The sequence below is a fragment of the Cellulomonas oligotrophica genome (assembly GCF_013409875.1).
In the GTDB taxonomy this organism is placed as follows: Bacteria; Actinomycetota; Actinomycetes; order Actinomycetales; family Cellulomonadaceae; genus Cellulomonas; species Cellulomonas oligotrophica.
This window is the reverse complement of sequence record NZ_JACCBK010000001.1, coordinates 1,354,881-1,369,968: the sequence shown is the minus strand read 5'-3', so window position 1 is coordinate 1,369,968 and position 15,088 is coordinate 1,354,881. Positions and strand designations below refer to the sequence as shown.

Sequence of the window (15,088 nt, the reverse complement as noted above, 5' to 3'; positions counted from 1 at the left end):
GATGTGATTCAGCGTATGTGCGTCAGCGGGTGAGGCGCCACACGCGGTCGCGGGTCAGGGGGATCTCGTAGGGGCGCACGCCGAGGGCGTCGCGAACGGCGTTGGCCAGGGCGGGGGCGACGGGGTTGTAGGGGGCCTCGCTCATGGACTTCGCGCCGTGCGGGCCCAGGCCGTCGTGGGTGCGGGCCAGCAGCACGCGGGTCGGGGGGACGTCGGCCATCTGCGGCACGCGGTAGGTGCGCAGGGCGCGGGTGGTGACCACGCCGTCGACGATCAGCGTCTCCTCCTGCAGGGCCGATCCGATGCCCTGCGCGACCCCGCCCTCGATCTGCCCGCGCAGCTGCTCGGGGTTGAGGACGACGCCCGCGTCGGCGGCCTGCACGGACTGCAGGATCCGCACCGTGCCGGTCGCGGTGTCGACGGCCACCCGGAACGCGTGCACGTTGAACGCGACCGAGCGGGGGCTGCCGTGGTGCGAGCCCTCGGCGCTGCGCGGGCCGATCTCGGCGAACGTGACCAGCCGGTCGCCGACCCGGACGCCGTCGGGGCCGACGACGGGCACGACGCCCGGGGCCGGGGCGGCCAGGGCGAGGGCCGCGGCCACGAGGTCGTCGTGCAGGAGGGCCGCGGCCTGGGCCACGGCGCGGCCCGCGACGACGGAGCCCGTCGAGCCGTACGCGCCGGTGTCGTAGCCGGAGCGGTCGGTGTCGGACTGGCGCAGGCGCACCCGGTCGGGGGACGTGCCCAGCGCGGTCGCGACGAGCTGGACGTGCACCGTGGAGGTGCCGTTGCCGAACTCCGCCGTGCCGACGGCGACCTCGTAGCGGCCGTCGGCGTCCACGTGCACCGTCGCGGTCGAGTGGTGCCCGCGCGGCGGGATCGTCGCGATCATCGCCACCGCCAGGCCCTCGCCCGTGCGCCAGCGGTCGCCGGTCGGCACCAGCGTGGCATCGCCCGCGCGCGTGGTGGCCAGGGCGTCCTCGACGAGGTCGAGGCACTCGACCAGCCCGTACGACGGGGTGTCGTCGTCACCGACGCCGTAGCCGAGGTCCGTCGTGGTGTCCTCCTGGTTGACGAGGAACGCGTCGCCCGGGCGCACCACGTTGCGGCGGCGCATCTCGAACGGGTCCAGGCCCAGCTCGCGGGCGAGCTCGTCGACCGCGGACTCCAGCGCGAACAGCACCTGCCCCAGCCCGTACCCGCGGAACGCGCCCGACGGGAGCTGGTGGGTGTAGACGGCCTCGGCGTCCACGCGCTTGGCCGGGCACCGGTACTGCGCCACCGACTCGTGGATGCCGTGGAACATCACGCCCGGGCCGTGGTTGCCGTACGCGCCGGTGTCCGAGAGCACGTCCAGGTGCATCGCCGTCAGCCGTCCGTCCGCGTCGGCGCCGAGCGCGACCTCCACGCGCATGGGGTGCCGGCACGGGGCCAGCGCGAGCTCGTCCTCGCGCGTCATCTCGTACTGCACGGGCCGGCCCAGGCGCAGCACCGCCAGCGTCACCAGGTCCTCCGTCAGCAGCTCCTGCTTGCCGCCGAACCCGCCGCCCACGCGCGCGGCCAGCACCCGCACCCGGTCGCGGTCGAGGCCGAAGACGTGGCACAGCTCCTCGCGGACGAGGAACGGCACCTGCGTGCTCGTGCGCACCACCAGCCGCCCGTCGTCGTCCAGCCAGCCGACCGCCGCGTGCGTCTCCAGGGCCGCGTGCGAGACCCGGGCCGTGCGCCACGTGCCGCGCACCGTGCGGTGCGCCGCCGCGAGCGCCGCGTCGACGTCGCCCACCTCGCCGTGGCTGGCCGCGACCACGTTGCGCGCCGGGTCGGCGATGCGGGACGTCGCCGCGTCCTTGTCGCCGTGCACCAGCGGCGCACCGGGGCGGCGGGCCTCCTCGGGGTCCAAGACCGCGGGCAGCACCTCGTACTCCACCTCGACCAGCGCGCACGCGGCCTGCGCGACCGCGACCGAGTCCGCGACCACCGCGGCGACGCGCTGCCCGTGGAACCGCACGACGTCGTCCAGCACCCGCGTGTCGTCCGGGTCGTCCGTGCGGTGCTGGTGCCGGCCCGTGGAGAACAGCACGTCGGGGGAGTCGTGGTGCGTGAGCACCAGGTGGACCCCCGGCAGCGCCCGCGCGGCCGTCGTGTCGATGCGGGTGATCCGCGCGTGGCTGTGCGGGGAGCCCAGCACTGCCAGGTGCAGCAGGCCCGTCGGCGGCTCGTCCAGCGTGAACGGCTCGCGCCCGCACACGAGGCGCCGCCCCGCGGGCACCGCCACCGCATCGCCGACGCCGCCCTCGCGGACCACGTTCGTCTTGCCCGCCAGCGCGTCCCGCACCGACCGGTACCCGGTGCACCGGCACAGGTTGCCCTTGAACCGGCGGACCAGCCCGTCCTCGTCGAGGTGCACGTGCCCGTCGTCGTCCGCGAGCGCCGTGGCCGTGACCACCATGCCGGCCGTGCAGAACCCGCACTGGAACCCCTGGGCGTCGACGAACGCCTCCTGCACCGGGCTCAGCGCGTCCGGGGTGCCCAGGCCCGCGGCCGTCGTGACCTCGGCGTCCGCGACCCGCACCGCCGGGACCAGGCACGAGTGCCGGGCCTGCCCGTCCACCAGCACCGTGCACGCCCCGCAGTCGCCGGAGTCGCAGCCCTTCTTCACCGCGACGTGGCCCTCCTGCCGCAGGAACGTGCGCAGGCACTGCCCCGGTGCGGGCGTCGCCGCGACCTCCTGGCCGTCGACCCTCACGCGCCCACCTCCGCCAGCTCCGCGACGACCTCGTGCGCCAGCACCGTCGTCACCGCACGCCGCCAGTCCGGGGCGCCGTGCACGTCGTCGAACCACTCCAGCCCCGCCAGGACCGCGTCCACCTGCGCGGACGCCGGCACGCCGGCGAACCGGTGCTGCACCGGCCGCGGCACGGCCGCCGTCACCGTCAGCGTCACGGTGCCGTCCTCGTCCTGCCGGGCCACCACGAGCGACGCCGACCGGCCCACGGCCGTGAGCGACACCTGCCGCACCGCCGTCCGCGCCCGCAGCGCGTGCTCCGGCAGCTCCACCGCGCGCAGCACCTCGCCGGGGGTCAGGCTCGTGCGGCCCGCGCCGCGCACCAGGTCCGCGACACGCTCGCGCCGCTCGCCGCCGTCGGGCGTCCACACCACCGCCACCCCGTCGAGCGCGGACGTCAACGACGTCATCGCCCCCGCCGGCAGCGCCAGCGCCAGGTTGCCGCCCACCGTGGCCTGCCCCTGCACCTTGAACGACATCAGCAGCGCGTCCGCGCACGCCCCGACCAGCGGCCACGCCGCCCACGCCGGGTCCGGCACGTGCGCCGCGAGCTGCTCGACCGTGCACGTGGCCGCCACCCGCAGCCCGGCGCCCGTGCGCTCGACCGGCTCCCAGCCCAGCGCCATGAGGTCCACCAGCCCGTGCACGCCCGGCTGCGGCTCGGAGAACAGCCACGTGCCGCCCGCCAGCAGCACCTCGCCCGGTGCCAGCCGCAGGTCGGCGCGCTCGCGGGCCGCGCGCAGCGACGTCACCGTGCCCAGGTCCATCAGCGGGCCTCGACCTCGCCGAGCGTGCGGTACGCCGAGTCGATCGACGCCACCCGCTGCTCCCCGGTCCGCCCGCGCCGGGCCAGGACCGCGTCGGCCAGCACCGCGACCACGCTGGACGCGGCCGCGTACGAGTCGAACGCCCCGCGGGCCTGCACCGGGCACTCCACCCACCAGGTGGCGTGCGCCGCCAGGGCGCGGGCCGTCGGGTCGGCCAGCAGCACCACGGGCGTGCCGGCCGCCTGCAGCCGCTCGGCCAGCGCCCGCACCCCCGGCGGGCGGCGGCGGAACGCCACCAGCACCACCGCGTCCTGCGGGCCCAGGTCGACGACGTCCTCCGACCACGACTGCCCCGGCTGCGGCAGCAGCGTCACGTGCGGGCGCACCTGCGTGAGCTGCTGGCGCAGGTGCAGGGCCACCGGGTAGCTGTTGCGCAGTCCCACGACGACGACGCGCGGGGCGTGCGCGAGCAGGTCCGCGACCGCGTCGAGGTGCACGCCGAGGGCCGCGACGGCCCGCTGCACCGCGGCGCCCTCGGCCTCGACGTGCGCGTCGAGGTCGGCCGTCGCGCCCAGCGTCACGGGCAGCCCGTGCTGGCGCAGGCGACGCAGGTGCTCGCGCACCTGCGTGAAGTCCTCGAACCCGAGGTTGCGGAACAGCCGGCTCATCGTGGCCTTCGACACCCCGGCCAGGCTCGCGAGCTCGGCCGCGGAGTACGTCGCCAGGTCGCCGAAGTGCTCCAGCAGCACGTCCGCGCCCTTGCGCTCCTGCGGCGGCAGGTCCGCGTAGCGCAGCGCCACGCGCTCGTCGATGCGCAGGCCGTCCAGGTCGGCCGGGTGCTCCGGGGCCGTCGGCTCCGCGGGCGCCTCGGCGCGCTCCGCCGCGGCGGCCAGGGTCGTCGGCGCGGTCATGCCCGGCCCGCCACGTCGTCGGCGACGGCCAGCACGGCCGCCGTGAACGCGTCGAGGGCCGCGGCGACGTCGACCTCGCGCACCGCCTCGTCGGGGTGGTGGCTGATGCCGTCGTGGCAGCGGACGAACAGCATGGCCACGTCCGTGACGGCCGCGACCGCCATGCCGTCGTGCCCGGCGCGGCTCCACAGCTCGAGCGGGAGGGCGTCGCCGGTCGCGACGACGCCCGCACGGACCGCGTCGCGCAGCCACGGCGCGCAGGGCGTCGCCGGGGCCGCGTGCGTCGAGGTCACGTGCACCGTCAGGCCGCGCGCCGTGCACAGCTCCTCGATCCCGGCGAGCAGCGTCGCGCGCATCGCGTCGCGCTCGGCGTCCGTCGCCGCGCGCAGGTCCAGCGTCATCACCGCCCGCCCGGGCACGACGTTGACGGCGCCCGGCTCGACGTCGATCCGCCCGACCGTCGCGATGGCGCCCGACGCGCGCGCGGTCCGCTCGACGAACGTGATGACCTCCGCGGCGCCGACCAGCGCGTCCCGGCGCCGCGCGTACGGCGTGCCGCCCGCGTGCCGGGCCTCGCCGACGACCTCCACGACGAAGCGCTCCGCACCCGCGATGGTCGTCACCACGCCCAGCGACCGGTCGGCCTCCTCCAGGTGGGGGCCCTGCTCGATGTGCGCCTCGAGGTACCCGACCAGGTCCTCGCGGCGCCGGGCCGCCGTGCCGACGAGCGCCGGGTCGAGCCCGAACGCGCGCGCGGCGTCGGCCAGCGTCACCCCGTCCGCGTCGCGCCGGTCCCACCACGCGTCGTCCCACGTGCCCGCCAGCGCGCGGCTGCCCATCAGCGCCGACCCGAACCGCGAGCCCTCCTCGTCGGTGAACCCCACGACCTCCAGCGCGAACGGCAGGTCCGCCCACCGGTCCCGCAGCCGCTCGACCACCGCGACCGCGAGCAGCACGCCGAGCATGCCGTCGTACCGGCCCGCGTCCGGGACGGTGTCCAGGTGCGAGCCCAGCAGCAGCGCCGGCAGGCCGGGCTCGCGCCCCTCGACCCGCCCGCACAGGTTGCCGGCCTGGTCGCGCCACGTGCGCAGCCCCGCCTCGGCCATCCACGGCTCGACCAGGCGGTGCGCGGCGGCCAGCGCCGGCGTCAGGTGCGCGCGGTCCAGGTGCTCGGGGTGCTCCGAGCACACCGCGAGCGCGTCGCAGCGGGCCAGCACCGTGGTGGCCGAGGTCCGGTCGACGAGGGAGGTCATGCCGCGTACACCTCGAGCGCGGCCGCGACGCCGCCGCCGGTCGGCACCGCGGCGCCGTGGGCGCGCAGCACGTGCTCCAGCGCGGCGAGCGTGGTCAGCACGGCGTCCTTGCGGGCGTTGTACCCCATCGTGCCGATCCGCCACACGCGCCCGTGCAGGGGGCCGAACGACGTGCCGATCTCGATGGCGAAGTCGTCGAGCATCGCGGCGCGCACGGCGTCGGCGACGACGGCGTCGGGCACCTCGACGGCGACGACGTTGTGCATCTTGTGCGCGACGTCGCCGAACACGGTCAGCCCCAGGCCCTGGACGCCCGCGAGCATGGCCGCGCCGGCGACGCGGTGCCGCTCGATCGTCGCGTCGAGGCCGTCCTCCAGCACGATGCGCGCGCACTCGTACGCCGCGTAGAGCATCGACGTGGCCTCGGTGTGGTGGTTGAGGCGGCGCGGCCCCCAGTAGTCGAGGATCTGCGCGAGGTCGAGGTAGTTGGACCCGATGACGGTGCCGGTGGGCTCGTCGTCGTCGGTGCGCAGGCCCTGCTCGACGTGCTTGCGGTCGTCGATGACGGCGCGGGCCCGGTCGGAGACGGTCGTCGGCGCGCTGCCCGACGGGCCGCCGAGGCACTTCTGCAGGCCGACGGTGACGACGTCGAGGCCCCAGTCGTCGGTGCGCAGGTCGTTGCCGACGACGGACGCGGTCGCGTCGACGTAGAGCAGCACGTCGTGGCGGGCGCAGATCTCGCCGATCTCGGCCAGCGGCTGGCACATGGTCGTGGACGTGTCGCCCTGGACCACCGCGACGAGCTTCGGGCGGTGCGCGCGGACGGCCTCCTCGACGCGGGCGGGGTCGACGACCTGCCCCCAGGGCGCCTCGACGGTGGCGACGTCGGCGCCGGCGCGGCGGGCGATCTCGACGAGCAGGTGCCCGAAGCGCCCGAACACCGGGACCAGCACGCGGTCGCCCGGCTCGACGAGGGAGACCACCGCTGCCTCGATCGCGGCGCGGGCGGTGCCGTCCACCAGGACGGTGGCCTCGTTCGCGGTGCGGAAGACCTGGCGGTAGAGCGCCTGCGTGGCGTTCATGTACCCCGTCATCACCGGGTCGAACTGCCCGACCAGCGCGGCGGACATGGCGCGCAGCACGCGCGGGTCGGCGCTGATCGGGCCCGGTCCCATGAGCAGCCGGTGCGGGGGCGTGAGCGTCATGGGCGGCACGCTACGAAACGGCCGTTTCACCGGTGTTTCCACCAGGGGCGTCCCGCGTCACGGGGCGCGCGGGTGGCGTCAGGGGCGGGGGACAAGCCGGCCGGTGCCGGCGGTGACCGCGCCCTCGCGGGCGATCACGCGCCCGCGCAGGACCGTCGCGGTGACGGTCGCGGACAGCTCGACGCCGTCGTAGGCGCTGATCGGGTTGCGGTGCGCCAGCCGGTGGGCGTCGACCCGCTGCGGGACCTGCGGGTCGAGGACGAGGACGTCCGCGTCCGCGCCCACCGCCAGGCGGCCCTTGCGGGTCAGGCCGACGAGGTCGGCGGTCGCCGTCGACATCCACCGGCTGACGTCGCCGATGCCGATGCCCCGGGCGGCGGCCTCGTGCGCGACCACCTGGAACCCGACCTGGAGGCCGGCGACCCCGCCCCACGCCTGCTGGAGGTCGCCGTCGCCGCGGAGCTTCTCCTGCGCGGTCGCGGGGGAGTGGTCCGTCACCACGGTGTCGATCACGCCGGCGCGCAGCCCGTCCCACAGGGCCTCGCGGTTGCCCGCGTCCCGGATCGGCGGGCAGCACTTGTACGCCGCGGAGGCGTCGGGGATCGCCCCGGCGTCGAACGTCAGGTAGTGCGGGCACGTCTCGACCGTGACCGGCAGCCCCTCCGCGCGGGCGTCGGCGAGCAGGTTCAGGGCCCGCGCGCTCGACAGGTGCAGCACGTGCACCCGGCAGCCCGTCTCCCGGGCGCCGGCCACCACGCGGGCGATCGCCGCCGTCTCGGCCTCGTGCGGGCGCGAGGCGACGAAGTCGGTGTAGACCCCGCCCGCGCGCACCGGGGACCCGGCGAGCACCGCCGGGTCCTCCGCGTGCACGATCACGAGCCCGTCGAACGCCGCGACCGTGCGCAGCGCGGCCGTGAACCCCGCCGGCCCGAGCGGCGCGAACTCGTCCACGCCCGACGGCGACAGGAAGCACTTGAAGCCGAAGACCCCGGCGTCCCACAGGGGTGCCAGGTCGTCGAGGTTGCCCGGCACGGCCCCGCCCCACAGGCCGACGTCGACCGACAGCTGGCCGGCCGCCGCGCGGCGCTTGGCCGCCAGCCCGGCCACCGTCGTCGTCGGCGGGATGCTGTTGAGCGGCATGTCGACGACCGTCGTCACCCCGCCGAGGGCCGCCGCCCGCGTCGCGGACGCGAACCCCTCCCAGGCGGTGCGACCCGGCTCGTTGACGTGCACGTGCGTGTCGACCACGCCCGGCAGCACCCACGCGTGGTCCGGCGCGTCGAGCACCGGGCCGTCGACGTCGACGTCGTAGGGCTCGACCGCGGCCACGCGGCCGTCGGCCACGAGCAGCGTCGCCGCGCGCAGGGACCCGTCGACGAGCACCTGCCGCCCGCGCACCGCCGTCACGAGGTCGCCCGGCGGGGGCGCGGCCACCGGGTGGTCCGGCATCGTCGTCGTCATCGGCTCAGACGAACCCGGGCACGGACGCCCACACGTGCGGCACCTGCGCGGCGCCCTCGCGCTGCACGGTCGCCTCGATGAGGCCGTAGGGGCGGTCCGCGGCGTAGAACACCTCGTTCGGGTTCTCCAGCCCGAAGGGCTCGAGGTCCACGAGGAAGTGGTGCTTGTTCGGGCACGACAGCCGCACCTCGGCCACGTCGTCGCACGCCTCCAGCACGGCCTTGCCCATCTCGAAGATCGTGTGCTGCAGCGCCAGGGAGTGCACCTGCGCGAACGTCGCGAGCAGCAGGTCGCGGACCACCGGGTAGCGGGCCTCGAAGTCGACGTCGGGGCCGGTCCACCGCCACCACGCCGTCACCGACGTCGCGAGGATCCGGTCCGTCGTCTCGCCGAGCGTGGTGTACCGGTCGCGCGGGAAGCCCCAGAACTCCGACCCGGTGGACTTCAGCACCGTCGCGTCGGTGAAGCCCGACACGACCCAGGCGTCGTCGCCGGCGACCTCCACGACCGTGCGACGGGTCTCGCGGCCGGTGCGCACGAACGCGTGGTCGTGCGGCTCGCCGTCCACGGCGATGCGGTCCCACGCGTGCTGGTCGGCGGCGAACCGCCCGCCCGTCACCTGCGGGAAGTCGTCGACGAAGTGCCGGGCCAGCCGCAGCAGGAACGTCTCGGGCGAGCCGACGCCGTGCTCCTTGGCGTACGCGTACACGGTGTTCTTCTGCGTGTCCGTCGCCACCACGAGCGTGTTGTCGCCCGTGGTGTGGCAGTCCGTGAAGTCCCCGCGCAGCTGCGTCGTGACGGTGAGGTCCTCGATCTCGTGCACGGGGGTGTCGCGCGTGACGCGGACCAGCCGCACCTCGGCCTTCCCGTACTGGTTCGGGCCCAGGACGATGTCTCCGACGGCCATGCGTCAGCTCCCTCGGTACGTGGTGTAGGCGAACGGGCTCAGCAGCAGCGCCAGGTGGTGGTGCGGCTGGGCGTCGTCCAGGTGCACCTCCAGGTGCACGGCCGCGTGGATGGTGGGCACGCCGGCGCGCGCGAACCACGCCCCGGTGGCGAAGCGCAGGCCGTAGGTGCCGGTGGGCAGCGTCGTCGCCCAGCGCAGGCGGCCGTCGTCGTCGGTGCGGCCCTCCTCCAGGACGGTGCCGTCGGCGGCCAGCAGCGTGACCTCGACGCCGACGGCGGGGCGCCCCGCGGCCGCGTCGAGCACGTGCGTCGAGCAGGTGCTCACGGGTGCCCCCTCACGTGACGAGCCCGGCCAGGCGCAGCTCGGCGATCTCGCGCAGCTGCTGGGCGGTGACCTCGACCTCGGTGCGCGGGTCGTGCGTGAGGCGCTGCTCGAGCAGGGCGAGGATCTCGTCGCTGCTGCGCCCCGCGGCCCGGACGAGGAACACGCGCCCGAACTTCTCCTCGTAGGCGCGGTTGCCCGCGGCGAGCCGGGTCGCGACGTCGGCGTCGGCCGGGTCGACGCCCGCCTGCTCGCGCGTCGACAGCGCCGCCGACGCGCCCGCCCCCGGGTGCCGCTCACCGATGCGCGGGTGGTCCGCCAGCGCCTGCGCGACGTCCGTGCCGCCCCACGCCGCGGCCTGCTCGCGGGCGTGCGCCCGCAGGTCCTCGACGGACCCGTACGGGCGGGCGGCCACGACCTCCTGCGCCCACCACGGCACGTCCGCGCACGTGCGCACGAGCGCCTGCGCCGCCTCCTCGGGCAGCGCGTTGAACTCCTCCAGCCGCATCCCACGTCCTCTCCGCCGCGCCGACCGTAGGCGGGCGATGTGTCGGCGAGGGAAACGGTTGTTTCAGCGGCGTGAAACCTGCCCGGGCGTGCGCCCGGGCCCTGCCGTGAGGCAGCCGGGGTCAGCCGGTCGTGCGGGCGAGGTCGCGGGCCAGTCCCAGCAGCTCGCGGTCGCGCCCCGGGGCGGCGACGAGGCAGACGCCCACGGGCCGGTCGGCCCGCCCGCCGGTGCCCCCGTCCGGGCCCGGTGGCGGGGTGGGTCCGGGCGTCGGCAGGACGACGGCGGGCAGCCCGCCCAGCCCGGCGACGCATGTGAGCCGCAGGGTCGCCGCGCGCACCGCGTCGAGGCCGGCCGGGTCCGGGCGGGGCGCGACGGACGGGGCCGCCGGCAGCACGAGGACGTCGTCGCCGACGAGGTCGAGCACCTGGGCCCGCACCTGCTCGCGCTGCTCGCCCGCGCGGGCGCCCGTCGCGTCGTCGACGCCCGCCGCGGCCGCGAACCGGCCCGCGACGTCGGCCCCCAGCGCCCCGGGGTGGGCGGTGACCCAGGCGCCGTGCGCGCGCCACGCCTCCCACGCCTGGCGGAGCCGGAACACCTCGGCCCACGCGGCCAGGTCGACCCCGTCCCAGGCGGTGGTCGGCACGGCACCGGCGTCGGCCGCGAACCGTCGCACGCGCGCGGCGACGTCGTCCTGCGCGAGGGCCAGGAGCGCGGGCGAGACGACCAGCCGCGACGTGCCTGCCGCCCCGCCGCGCGGCGGCAGGAGCACGTCGCCGACCGCGGCGAGCAGGTCCGCGTCACGGGTCAGCCAGCCGACGGTGTCGAACGACGGCGCGAGCGGCACCAGCCCCGTCGTCGGGACCGCGCCGTGGGTGGTGCGGATGCCGAAGAGGCCCTGGTAGGAGGCGGGGACGCGGATCGACCCGCCCGTGTCGGTGCCCAGGCCCACGTCGGCCTGGCCGAGCGCGACCGCTGCGGCCGACCCGGACGACGACCCGCCCGGCACCCGCCCCGGGGCCCGCGGGTTCGGCGGCGCGCCGGTGTGCGCGTTGGTGCCCGCGAGGGAGTACGCGAGCTCGTCGGTGCGGGCGACGCCGCGCACGTGCGCACCCGCACCGAGCAGGGCCGCGACCACGTGCGCGTGCTCTGCCTCGACCGGCGCGTCCGCGAGCCACGCGGGGGTGCCGGCCCCGACGCGCTGCCCGGCGACCGCGAACAGGTCCTTGACCGCGACGCCCCGCCCGGCCAGGGGACCGCCCGCGGCGCCGGGCACCAGGGGGTCGCCGAGGACGCGCCACACGCGCGGGTCGAACGCCGGTGCGGGCGCGTGCACGTGCGCTGCCGCGACGGCCCACCGGCCGTCCGTGCGCTCCCACAGCTGGGTCTGCTGCCCGCGTCCGCCGCGGACGAGCTCGGTCACCGCGACGACCAGCGCGTGGTCGTCGTCGACCGTCCGCACGTGCACCTCGACGACCCGCCGCGCCGGGGCGCCGCCGCGCGTGCCCCGAAACGCCGCGATCTGCTCGTGCCCCACCAGCAGGCCGGCCGCGTCGCCGCGCAGCGTGCCCGGGCCGTCGGCGAACAGCCGGTCCAGCGCCGCGAGGTCGTCCGTGCCCAGCGCGCGCTCGTACGCCCAGAACGCCTCCAGGACGCCCGCGGGCGGGTCCGACCTCATGCCGCACCCCCGTCCTCGAGGTCCGCCAGCCGGATCCGGGCGTGCACGCCCGTCACCTGGTCGACCACCTGCGAGACGTCGAAGTCCGTCGCGGCCGACAGGTACGCCAGCGCGTGCGCCCGGTCCATGCCGTATCGGGCCTGCAGCAGCGCCAGCGCGGCCCGCACGCAGCGGCGCAGGGCCTCGTCGAGGTCCTCGTGCAGGCCCGTCGGCACCAGGTGCTCGGCGGTGCGCCCCAGCGGGCCGGTCAGCTCGCCGAAGGCCTCCACCGCCTGCGCCCGCGGCAGCACGTCCAGGCGCAGGGTCACCCGCAGCGACGCCTCCAGCGCCGTCAGCGCGACCTCGCCGTCGCCCTGCGCGAAGTGCGGGTCGCCCACGTACGCCAGCGCGTCGTCGACCTGCACCGGCAGGTACAGCGTGGAGCCGGCCTGCAGCAGGTTGATGTCGACGTTGCCGCCGTGCGCACCCGGCGGCACCGAGTGCGGGCGCACGTCGCCGGCCACCGCGACGCCCATGATCCCCAGGAACGGGGCGATCGGGAACTGCACCGTCCGGTCGCTGCCCGCGGCGCGCGGCATGACCGCCCGCGTGCCCGAGGCGTCCAGGCGGGCGAGCACGCTCACCACGTCGACGCCGCCCTCGGGCATCTCGCCGGGCAGCGCACCGCGGCCGTGCCGGTTGGAGATCACGCCGTACGGCACGCGCGGCAGGGTCTCCAGCACGGTGATCGCCAGCACGTCCCCCGGCCGGGCCCCGCGCACCGCGATCGGCCCCGTGACCACGTGCGGGCCGTCCACGCCCGGCGTGCGCGGGTGGTCCGACGCGGCCAGCGCGACCGCGTCGGCCAGCACGTGCGTCAGGCCGTGCGCGCCGAAGAACGCGCGCGGGTCGCGCCCCTGGTCCTCCAGCAGACCCTCGTGGCTGAGCGTGTCGACCGTGACCTCCGTGCCCGGGTCGACCGTCAGCACCGGGGCGTCCGCCGCGCACGGCAGCCGCCCCCACAGCACGTGGTCGGGGGTCGACGGCAGGTAGGTCGCGGCGCGCACGGGGCCCGTGCCGGGGTCGAGCAGCATGCGCCCGACCGTAGCGGCCGGTCGTGACGGCGGTGTTGCGGGTCCCGGGCGTGCGGCGAACCGCCCACAGCCCGCTGCGGGCCCCGTCCGTCCGCACCGCTCCGCGGGGCCGCGGCGGGGGACGAGCGGGGGGAGGCAGGGTCGGACGTCGCCGGTCGGCCGGCGCGGTCGCCCGGCCGTGCCCCGCCGCCGGGTCGGGAGGCGTGGTGCAGCCAGGTGTCGAGCAGTGGGCCGCCGGACCGTGGGGGACCGGGCAGCCGGCGCCCGGGCGCGCGCTCGTCGTCGGCGTGGTCGGGGCCGGCGGAGGGGTCGGGGCGTCGACGTTCGCGGCGCTGCTCGCCCGCACGCTCGCGCGCAGCACCGCGACCGTGCTCGTCGACCTCGACCGCGGCGGGGCGGGCGTCGACGTGCTCCTCGGCCTCGAGGACGCCGACGGCGCCCGCTGGCCCGACCTGCGCGGCGCGGGCGGCGACGTGCCGGGGGCCGACGTGCTCGCGCTGCTGCCGCGCTGGGACGCGTGCGCCGTGCTCTCCGCCGACCGCACCCGCCCCGAGCCCGTCGACCCCGCGGTGCGCGTCGACGTGCTGCACGCCCTCGCCTGCACGGCCGGGGCCGTCGTGCTCGACCTCGACCGCACCGACGTCGTCGACGGGCAGGCCCCGCTGCCCGCGTGCGACGCCGTGGTCGTCGTGGCCCGGCGCGACCTGCGCTGCGTCGCCGGCACCCTCGCCCTGCGCCCCCAGCTCGACGCGTCCGGCGCCCAGGTGGGCCTCGTCCTGCGCGGCCCCGCGCCCGGCGGGCTCGGCGCCGCCGACGTCGCGACCACCACGGGCGTGGACGTGTGGACGTCCGGGCCCGCCGACCGTGCGGTGGCCGCCCGCGCCGAGCGCACCGGACCCGCCGGCCGCGGCCCCGCCCACCGGGCGGCCCTCGTCGTGGCCCGGCGCCTCGGGGTCGGCCGGTGGTGACGCCGTCCGGCGCCCTCGTCCCGGCCGTGGCACGCCCCGGACCCGTGCGGCACACCTGCGCCGCACCACCGCGCCGTCCCGTCGACCCCGGGGTCCTGCGCGCCGTGCGCGACGCGCTGCGCACCGGCGGCACGCCCGGCCCGGGCGGTCTCACCGCGCACGTCGAGGCCGCACTGCGCGCCGCCGGAGCCCTGCTCGGCCCCGACGCGCTCGCGGCCGCCACCCGCACCGCGCACGACGAGCTGCTCGGCGCGGGCCCGCTGCAGCGCTGGCTCGACGACCCGCGCGTCACCGACGTGCTCGTCAACGGCCCCCACGCCGTGTGGGCCGAGGTCGACGGCGTCCTCGGCCGGGTCGACACCGACCTGGGGACGCCCGAGGCCGTGCGGGCCCTGGCCGTGCGGCTGGCCGCCGCCGCGGGCCGCCGCCTCGACGACGCCAGCCCCACGGTCGACGCGCGGCTGCCCGACGGCACCCGCCTGCACGCCGTGCTCCCGCCGCTCGCCGAGACCAGCGCCGTGCTCAGCCTGCGGGTCGTGCGCCCCCGGGCGTTCACGCTGGCCGAGCTCGTCGCCGCCGGGTCCGTCGCCCCCGCGCTCGCCCCCGTCGTCGCGGGCCTCGTCACCACCCGCGCCAACGTCCTCGTCTCCGGCTCCACCGGTGCCGGCAAGACGACCCTGCTCGCGGCCATGCTCTCCCTCGTCCCCGCCGACGAGCGCATCGTGCTCGTCGAGGAGTCCGGCGAGATGGTCCCCACGCACCCGCACGTCGTGCGCCTGACCGCACGCCGCGCCAACGTCGACGGCGCCGGCGCCGTCGGGCTGGCCGACCTCGTCCGCGAGGCCCTGCGGATGCGCCCCGACCGGCTCGTGCTCGGCGAGTGCCGCGGCGCCGAGGTCCGCGAGGTCCTCGCCGCCCTCAACACCGGCCACGAGGGCGGCTGCGCGACCCTGCACGCCAACACCGCCGCCGACGTGCCCGCCCGCCTGGAGGCCATGGCCGCGCTCGCGGGCATGGGCCGGGAGGCCGTCGCCGCGCAGGCCGCCAGCGCCGTCGACGCCGTGCTGCACCTGCGGCGCGAGCGCGGACCCGGCGGGCGCCGGTACCTCGCCGAGGTCGGCGTCGTCGGCCGGGACGACGCCGACCGGCTGGTCGTGCGCACCGCGGTGCACGCCGACGGGACGGGGGCGCTGCGGCGCGGCCCGGGGTGGGCGTCGCTCGCCCGCCGCCTCGACCTGCCGGCACCGTCGTGAG

The 15,088-nt window shown here is 77.4% G+C and carries 13 protein-coding genes; 2 read left to right on the top strand and 11 right to left on the bottom strand.

Features of this window, described 5'->3' with window-relative positions; translation table 11 throughout:
- Nucleotides 1-22: 22 nt before the first annotated feature.
- The 11 genes from BKA21_RS06065 to BKA21_RS06015 all read right to left on the bottom strand — a co-directional run bounded on the left by BKA21_RS06065 (nucleotide 23) and on the right by BKA21_RS06015 (nucleotide 12,866).
- Nucleotides 23-2,746: a molybdopterin-dependent oxidoreductase gene (locus tag BKA21_RS06065; RefSeq protein ID WP_140457426.1), complete on the bottom strand. Its 2,724-nt coding sequence runs from the start codon at nucleotides 2,744-2,746 to the stop codon at nucleotides 23-25.
- Nucleotides 2,743-3,552, bottom strand: coding sequence for an FAD binding domain-containing protein (locus tag BKA21_RS06060; protein ID WP_140457425.1), 810 nt, complete (start codon nucleotides 3,550-3,552; stop codon nucleotides 2,743-2,745). The genes BKA21_RS06065 and BKA21_RS06060 overlap by 4 nt, the downstream gene beginning before the upstream one ends.
- Complete coding sequence (locus BKA21_RS06055; RefSeq protein WP_140457424.1) at nucleotides 3,552-4,463, bottom strand: MurR/RpiR family transcriptional regulator; 912 nt, start codon at nucleotides 4,461-4,463, stop codon at nucleotides 3,552-3,554. Before BKA21_RS06055 ends, BKA21_RS06060 begins: the two co-directional genes overlap by 1 nt.
- Complete coding sequence (locus BKA21_RS06050; RefSeq protein WP_140457423.1) at nucleotides 4,460-5,716, bottom strand: allantoate amidohydrolase; 1,257 nt, start codon at nucleotides 5,714-5,716, stop codon at nucleotides 4,460-4,462. Before BKA21_RS06050 ends, BKA21_RS06055 begins: the two co-directional genes overlap by 4 nt.
- The gene (locus BKA21_RS06045; protein WP_170208899.1) at nucleotides 5,713-6,921 is read right to left on the bottom strand and encodes a pyridoxal-phosphate-dependent aminotransferase family protein; all 1,209 of its coding nucleotides are present in this window, start codon (nucleotides 6,919-6,921) and stop codon (nucleotides 5,713-5,715) included. Before BKA21_RS06045 ends, BKA21_RS06050 begins: the two co-directional genes overlap by 4 nt.
- 78 nt (nucleotides 6,922-6,999) lie before the next feature.
- On the bottom strand, nucleotides 7,000-8,382 hold the full coding sequence (gene allB / locus BKA21_RS06040; RefSeq protein WP_140457422.1) for an allantoinase AllB: 1,383 nt from the start codon (nucleotides 8,380-8,382) through the stop codon (nucleotides 7,000-7,002).
- Between the two features lie 4 nt (nucleotides 8,383-8,386).
- Complete coding sequence (gene pucL / locus BKA21_RS06035; protein ID WP_140457421.1) at nucleotides 8,387-9,289, bottom strand: factor-independent urate hydroxylase; 903 nt, start codon at nucleotides 9,287-9,289, stop codon at nucleotides 8,387-8,389.
- Nucleotides 9,290-9,292: 3 nt separating this feature from the next.
- On the bottom strand, nucleotides 9,293-9,613 hold the full coding sequence (gene uraH, locus BKA21_RS06030) for a hydroxyisourate hydrolase (protein ID WP_140457420.1): 321 nt from the start codon (nucleotides 9,611-9,613) through the stop codon (nucleotides 9,293-9,295).
- 10 nt (nucleotides 9,614-9,623) lie between these two features.
- Nucleotides 9,624-10,118 carry a 2-oxo-4-hydroxy-4-carboxy-5-ureidoimidazoline decarboxylase gene (uraD, locus tag BKA21_RS06025; RefSeq protein ID WP_140457419.1) on the bottom strand — a complete coding sequence of 165 codons (495 nt, stop codon included), beginning with the start codon at nucleotides 10,116-10,118 and terminating at the stop codon, nucleotides 9,624-9,626.
- 121 nt (nucleotides 10,119-10,239) lie between these two features.
- Nucleotides 10,240-11,793, bottom strand: coding sequence for an AtzH-like domain-containing protein (locus BKA21_RS06020; RefSeq protein ID WP_140457418.1), 1,554 nt, complete (start codon nucleotides 11,791-11,793; stop codon nucleotides 10,240-10,242).
- The gene (locus BKA21_RS06015; RefSeq protein WP_140457417.1) at nucleotides 11,790-12,866 is read right to left on the bottom strand and encodes an acetamidase/formamidase family protein; all 1,077 of its coding nucleotides are present in this window, start codon (nucleotides 12,864-12,866) and stop codon (nucleotides 11,790-11,792) included. The genes BKA21_RS06020 and BKA21_RS06015 overlap by 4 nt, the downstream gene beginning before the upstream one ends.
- A gap of 206 nt (nucleotides 12,867-13,072) precedes the next feature.
- On the opposite strand from BKA21_RS06015, the gene ssd reads away from it, so the two are divergent.
- Together ssd and BKA21_RS06005 are read left to right on the top strand one after the other, a co-directional pair.
- A complete protein-coding gene (ssd, locus tag BKA21_RS06010; RefSeq protein WP_140458331.1) occupies nucleotides 13,073-13,834 on the top strand; it encodes a septum site-determining protein Ssd in 762 nt (253 codons plus the stop codon).
- A 44-nt stretch (nucleotides 13,835-13,878) separates the two neighbouring features.
- Nucleotides 13,879-15,087 (top strand): TadA family conjugal transfer-associated ATPase, encoded by a 1,209-nt coding sequence (locus BKA21_RS06005; RefSeq protein ID WP_140458330.1) that lies wholly within the window; start codon nucleotides 13,879-13,881, stop codon nucleotides 15,085-15,087.
- The last annotated feature ends 1 nt before the right edge of the window (nucleotide 15,088 follow it).

What these genes read in the sequence shown, in the direction of transcription:
- uraD (WP_140457419.1), bottom strand. Translation starts at nt 10,118, where the DNA reads ATGCGGCTGGAGGAGTTCAACGCGCTGCCCGAGGAGGCGGCGCAGGCG.
- pucL (WP_140457421.1), bottom strand. Translation starts at nt 9,289, where the DNA reads ATGGCCGTCGGAGACATCGTCCTGGGCCCGAACCAGTACGGGAAGGCC.
- allB (WP_140457422.1), bottom strand. Translation starts at nt 8,382, where the DNA reads ATGACGACGACGATGCCGGACCACCCGGTGGCCGCGCCCCCGCCGGGC.
- BKA21_RS06050 (WP_140457423.1), bottom strand. Translation starts at nt 5,716, where the DNA reads ATGACCTCCCTCGTCGACCGGACCTCGGCCACCACGGTGCTGGCCCGC.
- BKA21_RS06015 (WP_140457417.1), bottom strand. Translation starts at nt 12,866, where the DNA reads ATGCTGCTCGACCCCGGCACGGGCCCCGTGCGCGCCGCGACCTACCTG.
- BKA21_RS06045 (WP_170208899.1), bottom strand. Translation starts at nt 6,921, where the DNA reads ATGACGCTCACGCCCCCGCACCGGCTGCTCATGGGACCGGGCCCGATC.
- BKA21_RS06055 (WP_140457424.1), bottom strand. Translation starts at nt 4,463, where the DNA reads ATGACCGCGCCGACGACCCTGGCCGCCGCGGCGGAGCGCGCCGAGGCG.
- BKA21_RS06060 (WP_140457425.1), bottom strand. Translation starts at nt 3,552, where the DNA reads ATGGACCTGGGCACGGTGACGTCGCTGCGCGCGGCCCGCGAGCGCGCC.
- BKA21_RS06020 (WP_140457418.1), bottom strand. Translation starts at nt 11,793, where the DNA reads ATGAGGTCGGACCCGCCCGCGGGCGTCCTGGAGGCGTTCTGGGCGTAC.